Origin of the sequence: Pseudomonas sp. NEEL19 (genome assembly GCF_028751975.1) — a bacterium.
GTDB classification, from domain to species: Bacteria; Pseudomonadota; Gammaproteobacteria; order Pseudomonadales; family Pseudomonadaceae; genus Aquipseudomonas; species Aquipseudomonas juntendi.
The window spans coordinates 670,497-680,151 of sequence record NZ_CP081491.1 but is presented as its reverse complement, the minus strand read 5'-3'; the positions used below and the strand labels follow the sequence as shown (position 1 = coordinate 680,151).

7 protein-coding genes and 5 tRNA genes are annotated in these 9,655 nt (G+C 62.1%); all 12 read right to left on the bottom strand.

Going from position 1 to position 9,655, the window contains the following annotated elements:
• Positions 1–69: 69 nt before the first annotated feature.
• The 12 genes from K4A76_RS03135 to clpB all read right to left on the bottom strand — a co-directional run bounded on the left by K4A76_RS03135 (position 70) and on the right by clpB (position 9,577).
• A complete protein-coding gene (locus K4A76_RS03135) occupies positions 70–618 on the bottom strand; it encodes a phage tail protein (RefSeq protein ID WP_110679439.1) in 549 nt (182 codons plus the stop codon).
• 35 nt (positions 619–653) lie between these two features.
• A complete protein-coding gene (locus K4A76_RS03130) occupies positions 654–983 on the bottom strand; it encodes a DUF6916 family protein (RefSeq protein WP_161892010.1) in 330 nt (109 codons plus the stop codon).
• Positions 983–1,480, bottom strand: coding sequence for a GNAT family N-acetyltransferase (locus K4A76_RS03125; protein WP_274411514.1), 498 nt, complete (start codon positions 1,478–1,480; stop codon positions 983–985). Before K4A76_RS03125 ends, K4A76_RS03130 begins: the two co-directional genes overlap by 1 nt.
• Before the next feature lie 120 nt (positions 1,481–1,600).
• Entirely contained in the window at positions 1,601–3,700 is a 2,100-nt protein-coding gene (locus tag K4A76_RS03120; protein ID WP_274411513.1) for an HlyD family efflux transporter periplasmic adaptor subunit, read from the bottom strand.
• Positions 3,697–5,016 carry an efflux RND transporter periplasmic adaptor subunit gene (locus tag K4A76_RS03115; RefSeq protein WP_110679441.1) on the bottom strand — a complete coding sequence of 440 codons (1,320 nt, stop codon included), beginning with the start codon at positions 5,014–5,016 and terminating at the stop codon, positions 3,697–3,699. Before K4A76_RS03115 ends, K4A76_RS03120 begins: the two co-directional genes overlap by 4 nt.
• Positions 5,013–5,774: an efflux RND transporter periplasmic adaptor subunit gene (locus K4A76_RS03110; RefSeq protein WP_054913981.1), complete on the bottom strand. Its 762-nt coding sequence runs from the start codon at positions 5,772–5,774 to the stop codon at positions 5,013–5,015. The genes K4A76_RS03115 and K4A76_RS03110 overlap by 4 nt, the downstream gene beginning before the upstream one ends.
• A 332-nt stretch (positions 5,775–6,106) precedes the next feature.
• Positions 6,107–6,182 (bottom strand) — tRNA-Lys (locus K4A76_RS03105).
• A 5-nt stretch (positions 6,183–6,187) separates the two neighbouring features.
• A tRNA-Pro gene (locus K4A76_RS03100) sits at positions 6,188–6,264 on the bottom strand.
• 47 nt (positions 6,265–6,311) lie between these two features.
• A tRNA-Lys gene (locus K4A76_RS03095) sits at positions 6,312–6,387 on the bottom strand.
• 6 nt (positions 6,388–6,393) lie between these two features.
• Positions 6,394–6,470: transfer RNA gene (locus K4A76_RS03090), tRNA-Pro, on the bottom strand.
• A gap of 3 nt (positions 6,471–6,473) precedes the next feature.
• Positions 6,474–6,549, bottom strand: a tRNA-Asn gene (locus K4A76_RS03085).
• Between the two features lie 463 nt (positions 6,550–7,012).
• Positions 7,013–9,577 carry an ATP-dependent chaperone ClpB gene (gene clpB, locus K4A76_RS03080; RefSeq protein ID WP_009683005.1) on the bottom strand — a complete coding sequence of 855 codons (2,565 nt, stop codon included), beginning with the start codon at positions 9,575–9,577 and terminating at the stop codon, positions 7,013–7,015.
• Between the last annotated feature and the right edge of the window lie 78 nt (positions 9,578–9,655).

The following is a 9,655-nucleotide window of genomic DNA, read 5'->3' as shown; positions in this document are numbered from 1 at the left end:
ACGCTGGGTTGCCTGCCTGGCAACCCGGCTGAAAGAGTGATGGTGACCCGCGGTCACCATCGGTTATCACTACCACGGGTGGGGTGGATAGATACCCTGCAGGGCAATGATGAAGCTGACCGCCAGGTATGGGTTGCGAACAGCGAACGGTGTGGACCCCCCTGTCACCTGGATCGACTGCGGCGCCATGCTGGTGGGCTCCACCAGGCTTTCACCGTAGACGTTCACCGCGTTGCCGCTGCCGTCCACCGCTGCTGCCAGGTAGGTGTTGGGTCCAGGCTTGTCGGTGGTCGCCATTGCCTGGGAGGCCACTTGCAGATGGGTATGCATCGGCATGTTGCTGTTGAGCAGGGTGACATTCTCCACACCACCGGCTTGCCCAAGCGCAAATGGCGCGGCTACGTCTGGGGCCTTGGCCCCCTGCCCGATCGGGGCACGGCCACCAAAATGCGGTAGCCCGAAGGTCGCCTGCCCGTTCCCGCCGTACGTCGTGCCCAGCAACGAGAACAATGCGGCGTTTTGCGAAATCGGCAACAACTGTCCCTGGCACATTGCGTAGTCCTGCGGGGCGTAGCTCCCTGCAAACATCTTGATCTCACCGATAAAGGGATCACTCATCGAACACTTCCTTTGTTGCGTGGTTGGGATTCAAGTCAAGGGTGTGCCGTTCGCAGGGCGTGGATAACCATCTGCAGAGCATGCCGACCATCTCGCAAAGGCATCATCGGGGTCATCAACACAAGCCATTGGCAAGCGTCGGAGGCAGTCAGGCGGAAAACTGCCTGGGGTAGCCGCACACCCTGGGGCAAAGCGAATATGGCGGCGAAGCACTCATACTCATCGCTCATGCCCAGGCCGTCGCGCAGATCGACCAGCTCGACCGCGATATGCTCGCCAGGCCCCACCTGCAGCTTGAAGCCACCAGGGTCGGCCGCCATGAGCTGCGCACGGCTGGGCATTGGAAACTCGTCTACTGCACTCATCAGGCAATCCTCGCAGCGGGTTTGGCAGCTTCACGGCGCATGCGCAGGTAAACCCCGCTTTGATCGGTGATTTCAAAGCCAGCGCGGGTGTACAAGCGCTGCGCCGGGTTGTAGTTCTCCACGAACAGCTCGACCGCCAGGCCGAGTTGGTCGGCCCGGTACAGCTGCTGGTGGATCAGGTCGGTGCCGATACCTTGGCCCTGGAATTCGGGCAGCAGGGCAATATCGATGATATTCAACCGGGCGCTGCCCCAATTGAGGTAAAGCCGGCCGATAGGCTGCCCGCCGGCTTCGATCACGCAGAAGTCAGCAGCGGGATAGTGTTGCTGGTAGTAGGCGTGCTGAAAGTTGAACTGCTGACTGAGGAACCGTTGGATTTCGTCCGCAGGCCAGCCGCTATGGGACATTTCAAAAGCGCGGCTGGTGGCGTACAGGTGCTCGATAAAGCCCATGTCGCCTGTCTCCAGGGCACGCAGCGTCACAGCGTACTTAGTCATCAAAGCAAACTTCCCTGTAATCGATAACTGCTGGAGCAATGTAGCCGTGCGATGGACATCGCACGTTGAGATATGGCCAATTGATAGCACCATATCCCAATTGTCCTACAATCGCACTACTTAAAACCCACTTTCTCGCACCCCGATCGCGGCCATGCGTCGCCACGCTGCCGCCACCAGCGATTCGCCGGCACCGTTCAGTACCACGACGCCCCGCTGCGGATGCGCAAGGGGTGGTTGATCCGGGTCTTGCAAGGCAAATTGCGCCCCGTACTGCGCCTGCAGTGGCTGGGCTTTCTTGTCTTCGTCACGGCGCACGGCGATTGGGCCTTTGTGGTCGGAAACCAGCGCCTCCTGGTCGATGTGGCTCACACCGGTGGCATCCACCGCCACCAAGCTCACCGCCAGGGCGCTGCGTAGAACATCATCGGCTATGAATTGCCCCGTGCTGCCAGGCGCTACCCGCCACAGGTCGGCCTCTGTGAGGTAGCCACGCAGGCGCAGGCCATGTTCGGTCACCCGCGCCAGCGGCAGGTCGGCGCTGACCCAACGGCCCGGCTGCAGGCTGTCGGCCAGGTCACGCACGGTACCGGCGTGCGGCGCACGCAGGCTCAAGCGCGCACGCTGTGCCGCCAGGCCGCGGTACTCCGCCACCGCCTCGGCCAGGCGCTGTTCGAGAATGCCACTGTCCACCGCCGTGGTACTGCGGCTGGACTGGCGGCGCAACTGCAGCTGCAGAATGCTGATTTCACGCCGGTTGATCGCCATGCGCGATTCCAGGTCCGGCGAGGCCAGCACAGCCAGCACCTGGTTCTCGCTCACCTGTTGTCCGTCGCGTACCTGCACAGCCACGACCTGCGCCGCTACCGGTGCATGCAAGGTACTGGCCCGCGAGGCCTCAAGCATCGCTGGCACCTCCACCCCACTGCGCCAGGGCACCAGCAGCAGCGCCAGCAATGCCATCAGGCCGCCCGCCAGCCATAGCACCTTGCGTGGCTGCGCACGGTCGCGGTGCTGCCACCAGTGGCGCATTTCCTTCCACACCGGCAGGGCGATGAACCACACCAGTTCGACCACCATCAGGAAGATGCCGAGCACCTTGAAGAACAAGTGGTAGACCGCCAGCGCAATTCCGAAGAACAGCACGGCGCGCCACAGCCACGACGCGTACCCCCAGCACAGCAGCCGCTTGCGCAGGCTTGGCGACCAGTGTTCAGGCGGCGCTTCGCCGTACCCGAACAAGGTTTCACGCAGGTGCCAGCGGCACAGGGCGTAGCCTCGCCCTTGCAGGTTATCCACACCCCACAGGTCGCTGAGCAGGAAGTAACCATCAAAGCGCATCAGCGGGTTGACGTTGATCACCAGGGTGGTGATCCAGGTCGCACTGGCAAGCATGAACGCCGCCGTGCGCCCTGCCCCGTCCGGCAGCAGCGACCAGGCCAGCAGGGCGATGCCTGCCAGCAGCAATTCCGCCAGCACGCCACCGGCACCGATCAGCAAACGGGTACGGCGGTCTTGCACGCGCCAGGCATCGCTGACGTCGGTGTACAGCATGGGCAAAAGCACCATGAACGCCACGCCCATGCTCGGCACCCTGCAACCGGCGCGCTTGGCCATGTAGGCATGCCCGAATTCGTGGCAAAGCTTGGCGAACCCCAAGGCAATGGCGAAGGCCGCCATGCCGCCAAAGCTCAACAACTGGGGAAATGTCGCCAGAAACCGCTCCCAGTCGCGCATCACCAGGAAGGCGCCCAACAGCACCACTACTGGCAACCCCACCCGCAGCAGGCTGGGCCCATGGCGCTCCAGCCATGGCCAGGTACGGTTGAGAAAAGCGTCCGGGCGCCACAGCGGGATCCGAAAGAACAGGTACTTGTGCAGCACCTGGGTCCAGATGCCCTGGCGCTGGCTGGCGGCCTTGGCCGCATAGCTGGCGCCCTGCTCCGGGTCGCCGCCGCTGATCAGGTCGTGGCCACGCAGGAACTTCAACAACTCGTCCAGCGACTGCGGGGTCAACGGCACCCCAGGCTCGGCGTTGGCCGCTTTCAGCACTTGCAGTCCGTCCGCCAGGGCCCAGTGGCGCAGCAGGCGCATGGCAGGTGCACCGAGCTTGAAATACTTGCCCCGCAACGGGTCGGCCAGTGTCCACTGCGGCGAACCGTCCAGCCCTGGCGTTGCCGCCGAGAGCTGCAAGTCTGGGCGTAGCGGCGGCAGCATCATAGCCCCACCGCCTGACGCAACGCTGCCAACGGCCTACGCAGCAAATACAGCGCCAGTGGCGCGCGATCGCCGAACAACTTGGCGGTGCCGCGCAAACCGATACGCGGCGGGGCGTTGTCGAAGCTGGCGTCCAGCCGGTAAGCCAACTGGCCGGCAGGCGTGCTCTGCGCTTCGTAGGCCGCACGGTCAAGCTTGGCCGCATGGCGGTGCAATGGATCGCTGTCGAGGAACAACGCCACTTCGGCTCCTGTTTCCAGGCCAATGGCGTCGGCAACTGGCAGCTCGATACGCAAATCGGCCTGCGCCGGGTCGGCAATTTCCATCAGCCTTTCACCGGTACGGATCGGCTTGCCGAGCATACGCTGGGCATCGGCGAATACCGCGATGCCATCGCGTTCTGCCTTTACCTCACTGCGCGCCAGCAAGTCGCGGGCGTAGTCGCGCTCGGCGCGCTTCTGCTCCACGCGTGCGGCCAGCATGTCCAGGCGCGCACTGGAGTCGGCATCGGAAAACGCCCGTTGGGTATTGGCTTTCAGTTCAGCCTCGGCGACCCCAAGGGTACGCTCGGCCACATCGGCCTGCGCCTTGAGAACCGTGGCATCGAAGCGCACCAGCGGTTCACCGGCACGGACCGGCTGGTTAGGCTTGACCAGAAACTCGGCGATTACACCGTCCAGCGGCGCGGCGACGATCTGGCCATTGCGCGGTACCACTTCGGCAGGCGCCAGTACCGACTGCCGGACAGGCAGCAGCAGCAACAGCAAAAGCGCGCCGGCCACGGCCCAGCGGGTGCGGGCCGGCCAGCGCAGGCGCCAGGGCTTGCTCGGTTGCAGGGCCCGCCAGGCATGGCTGTAGCAATCGCCCAACTGCGCCAGCAGCGCCTGCTCGGCCTCGCTCCACGGGTTGTCCCGGGCCAGCCACAACCCGCCAAAAACGTCACCACGGCGGTCTTTCAGCGGTAGCCAGAACGCATGGGGTGCCGACAGCGCCTGCCAGTCATCGCGGCTGTTCGAGTCCACGCTGTCCTGCGGCACTGCACCTGGCAAGCCCAAGCGCTCGCCGTTGGCCAGCTGCGCGGCCACGCGCTCGATGAACACCACGAAGGGCGCGTTTGGCTCGACCACACTGATGCCGGTCAAGGCGCGGACCTTGCCGGCAATCAGCAAGGCGCCGTGGCGATAGCCAAACAACGGCTGGCTGTCATTGACCATGCTGAACGACAGCACCTCGATGGAGGCAGCCGCTCGCGCCTGACGCTCCAGCTTCAGGTAATGGGCCAGCAGTTGCTCCAGCGGGCCGGGAACGGGCGCGTTCATTGTGGCTGGGCGAAGTGGGCGGTACCGCTCATCCCGGCCAGCAGGCCTGGTGTCTTGGCCGGCACGCTGGCGATCAGCAGCAGCGTCTGGCTGCCCTCATCGATACGCGCCCCCAGGCGCTTGACCACTGCATCAATGGGTTGGCCGGTTTCATCGGGGACAAAACTGAAGGTCTGCTCAGGCTTGAGTTTGCCGAGCCAGCGCGAGGGCACCAGCAAATGGATTTCCAGCGAGCGGTTGTCGACGATTTCCAGCAACGGCGCGCCGCTGGCCACGCTTTCGTGAGCCTGCACCCGGCGTGTCACCACTTGCCCGTCGAACGGTGCCTTGACCTGGCAACGCTGCACTTGCACCTGATAAACCTGGGCTTCGGCCTGGGCTTGCGCCTGGCGAGCCTCGGCCAGGCTTACCTCGAAACGGCCGACCGAATTCAACGCGGCCAGTTGTTGCTTGTTGCGCAGCTCTTCCCGGGCAGCCCGCACAGCAGCACCGGAGGCATTGGCCTGGGCCTGATAAGCACTGCAATCGAAGCGCACCAGCACATCGCCCTTGCTGAAGGCCTGGCCTTCGGCAAACGGCATCTCCACCACCCGGCCGGGCAACTCACTGGCCAGGACCGCCTGCGAACGTGCACGCAAGACCCCGCGTATTTCGCTGGCAGTGGCTGCAGGTGCATCCAGCAACGGATCGCCCTCAGTGGCGGCTTGCGCCACAACGCCCCAAACAACCAGTACCGCACAGCCCAGCCACTGCTTCATGTCGCTACGTCCTTGTATGAATCTTTACGCTTGCAAAGGGGTTATCAGCCGATTTGCCCCGAACTTGATCCACCGTCGGTCGCCCACCGGGCGTCATTGGCCGTTGGGATACAACAGAAGCGTCAAAGGCAGGAAATGAGGAGCTGTATAGCCGGGAATGTTGGGGACTGTGAAAAGCATCACAAAAATTGCGCAGCGCAATGGCCGAATGCTATCAATGTTTTTGTCCTGCTGGAAGTAGGCGCGCCTGTTAAACGTGGGCGATCACTGTCTTACGGTGTTTGGCCGCGCAAACGAAAAAGCCCGCCTTGAATAGGCGGGCTTATCGTAGATGGTGGGTCGTGTAGGATTCGAACCTACGACCAATTGGTTAAAAGCCAACTGCTCTACCAACTGAGCTAACGACCCAAAAATGGTCGGGGTGAGGGGATTCGAACTCCTGACATCCTGCTCCCAAAGCAGGCGCGCTACCGGACTGCGCTACACCCCGAGGTCTTTCAAAAAAAAGGGCATCTCTTTGAGATGCCCTTCTTTACATGGTGGGTCGTGTAGGATTCGAACCTACGACCAATTGGTTAAAAGCCAACTGCTCTACCAACTGAGCTAACGACCCGGAAAATGGTCGGGGTGAGGGGATTCGAACTCCTGACATCCTGCTCCCAAAGCAGGCGCGCTACCGGACTGCGCTACACCCCGAGATGGCTCCGCGACCTGGACTCGAACCAGGGACCCAATGATTAACAGTCATTTGCTCTACCGACTGAGCTATCGCGGAACTGAACTTCGGTACTACTTTCCGATTTGCTACTCCGAAGACTGTGTTCGCTTCGGACTCTTGAGCTTCGCTGCTTTCGCGTTTTAGCTGCTGAGGCCGGCTATTCTACATTCTTCGTTTTGCTTGTCAACCACTTTTTTTCATTCAACTTACTGATTTGTAAGTTGTTTTGCGGCCATCGTTACTGCTGATGATTCGCTTAGTGCCTGACAACGCGGCGTATATTAGGGGCACTCGTTTTTTGATGCAAGCAAAAATTTCAAAAATTTCAGCGGGTTATCCAGACAGGCTGGGAAAGCCCGAATTTGCTGGGGCAGTGCCGGCTTCTTCGCGGGTGAACCCGCTCCTACAGAGTTATGCGCAGGCTTCAAAGCTGCAGGTAAACGTATGACCCGCTAACAGGCCAGCGCAGGCAGCCAGGCAAAAAAAAGCCCCGCAAATGCGGGGCTCATGGTGAAGCAGGTCAGCCAAAGACGATTTCGTCGCCTTCCACCTTGGCAGTGATCGCGGTACCCGGCATGAACTTGCCTGCCAGGATCAACTGCGCCAGCGGGTTTTCGATCCAGCGCTGGATCGCCCGTTTCAGCGGGCGGGCACCGTAGACAGGGTCGTAACCCACGGCGATCAGCTTGTCCAACGCTTCCGGGCTCAGGCTCAGCGACAATTCGCGCTCCAGCAGGCGGCTGCGCAGGCGGCCCAGCTGTATCTCGGTAATGCCGGCAATTTGCTCGCGGCCCAGCGGCTCGAACACCACCACTTCGTCGATACGGTTGATGAACTCCGGGCGGAAGTGCGCCCCTACTGCATCCATCACTGCCGCACGCTGGGCCTCGCGGTCGCCGACCAGCTCCTGGATCTGTGCCGAGCCCAGGTTGGAGGTCATCACGATCACCGTATTGCGGAAGTCCACGGTGCGCCCGTGGCTGTCGGTCAGGCGGCCGTCTTCCAGCACCTGCAGCAACACGTTGAACACATCCGGGTGGGCCTTCTCCACCTCGTCCAGCAGCACCACCGAGTAGGGCTTGCGCCGTACCGCCTCGGTCAGGTAACCGCCCTCTTCGTACCCTACGTATCCGGGTGGCGCACCTATCAGGCGAGCCACGGAGTGTTTCTCCATGAACTCGGACATGTCGATGCGGACCATAGCCTCTTCGGTGTCGAACAGGAACTCGGCCAGTGCCTTGCACAGCTCGGTCTTGCCCACACCGGTAGGGCCCAGGAACAGGAACGAACCACTTGGCCGGTTAGGGTCGGACAACCCGGCACGTGAGCGGCGCACAGCGTTGGCCACGGCGGTTACCGCTTCGCCCTGCCCGATCACGCGCTGGTGCAGCAACGCTTCCATTTTCAGCAGTTTTTCGCGCTCGCCCTCCAGCATCTTGGATACTGGAATACCGGTCCACTTCGACACCACCTCGGCAATCTCTTCCTCGGTCACCTTGTTGCGCAGCAACTGGTTCTCGGTCTTGCCGTGCTGGTCGACCATCTGCAGGCTGCGCTCCAGGTCCGGGATTACCCCGTACTGCAGCTCGGCCATGCGGCTCAGGTCGCCCTTGCGGCGGGCAGCCTCCAGCTCCTGGCGGGCCTGCTCGATCTTTTGCTGAATCTGCGCCGAGCCCTGTACTTCGGCTTTCTCCGAAGCCCAGATTTCTTCCAGGTCGGAGTACTCGCGCTCCAGCCGTTCGATTTCTTCGGTCAGCTTCTCCAGGCGCTTCTTCGCTGCCTCGTCTTCTTCCTTCTTCAGCGCCTGCGATTCCACTTTCAACTGGATCAGCCGGCGATCGAGGCGGTCGAGCACTTCCGGCTTGGAGTCGATCTCCATGCGGATGCGGCTGGCCGCTTCGTCGATCAGGTCAATGGCCTTGTCCGGCAACTGACGGTCGGTGATGTAGCGGTGGCTGAGTTTGGCCGCAGCGATAATGGCACCGTCGGTGATGGCCACCTTATGGTGCACTTCATAGCGTTCTTTCAGGCCACGCAGGATGGCGATGGTGTCTTCTTCGCTCGGTTCCTCTACCAGCACTTTCTGGAAGCGGCGCTCCAGGGCGGCATCTTTCTCGATGAACTGGCGGTACTCGTTCAGCGTAGTGGCGCCCACGCAGTGCAGTTCGCCACGGGCCAGGGCCGGCTTGAGCATGTTGCCTGCGTCCATGGCACCCTCGCCCTTGCCGGCGCCAACCATGGTGTGCAGTTCGTCGATGAACAGAATGATCTGGCCTTCCTGCTTGGACAGCTCGTTCAGCAGCCCTTTCAGGCGCTCCTCGAACTCACCGCGGTACTTGGCACCCGCAATCAGCGCGCCCATGTCCAGCGCCAGCAGGCGTTTGCCTTTCAGGCCGTCGGGCACTTCGCCATTGATGATGCGCTGGGCCAGGCCCTCGGCGATGGCGGTCTTGCCCACGCCGGGTTCGCCGATCAGCACCGGGTTGTTCTTGGTACGGCGTTGCAGCACCTGCACCGTACGGCGGATTTCGTCGTCGCGGCCAATGACCGGGTCCAGCTTGCCTTCTTCGGCACGCTTGGTGAGGTCGACGGTGTACTTGTCCAGCGCCTGGCGCGACTCTTCGGCGTTGGCGTCATTCACCGCCGCGCCACCGCGCAGGTTGTTGATGGCATTTTCCAGGGCCTTTTTGCTGACACCCTGGCTGAGCAGCAACTTGCCCAGCTTGCTGTTCTCGTCCATGGCGGCCAGCAACACCAGCTCGCTGGAAATGAACTGGTCGCCCTTTTGCTGGGCCAGGCGGTCGGCCTGGTTGAGCAGGCGCGCCAGGTCCTGCGACATGTTCACGTCGCCGGTGGGGTTCTGGATTTTCGGCAGCTGGTCGAGTTCTTTCACCAGAGCCTGGCGCAGGCTATTGATATCGAAGCCCACTTGCATCAGCAGTGGCTTGATCGAGCCGCCCTGCTGTTCGAGCAATGCCTGCAACAGGTGCACGGGCTCGATGGCAGGGTGGTCCATGCCTACGGCCAGGGATTGGGCATCGGATATTGCAAGTTGCAGCTTGCTGGTCAAACGGTCTATTCGCATGGTGTACCTTCCTTTAAAGGGCAGGTCGGAGCGATGGACAGCGCCTGTTTATAAAGAAACCTGCCTGAGATGCCTTTA

Coding starts and splice junctions, on each gene's coding strand:
- K4A76_RS03135 (WP_110679439.1), bottom strand. CDS start 618: ATGAGTGATCCCTTTATCGGTGAGATCAAGATGTTTGCAGGGAGCTAC.
- K4A76_RS03130 (WP_161892010.1), bottom strand. CDS start 983: ATGAGTGCAGTAGACGAGTTTCCAATGCCCAGCCGTGCGCAGCTCATG.
- K4A76_RS03125 (WP_274411514.1), bottom strand. CDS start 1,480: ATGACTAAGTACGCTGTGACGCTGCGTGCCCTGGAGACAGGCGACATG.
- K4A76_RS03120 (WP_274411513.1), bottom strand. CDS start 3,700: ATGATGCTGCCGCCGCTACGCCCAGACTTGCAGCTCTCGGCGGCAACG.
- K4A76_RS03115 (WP_110679441.1), bottom strand. CDS start 5,016: ATGAACGCGCCCGTTCCCGGCCCGCTGGAGCAACTGCTGGCCCATTAC.
- K4A76_RS03110 (WP_054913981.1), bottom strand. CDS start 5,774: ATGAAGCAGTGGCTGGGCTGTGCGGTACTGGTTGTTTGGGGCGTTGTG.
- clpB (WP_009683005.1), bottom strand. CDS start 9,577: ATGCGAATAGACCGTTTGACCAGCAAGCTGCAACTTGCAATATCCGAT.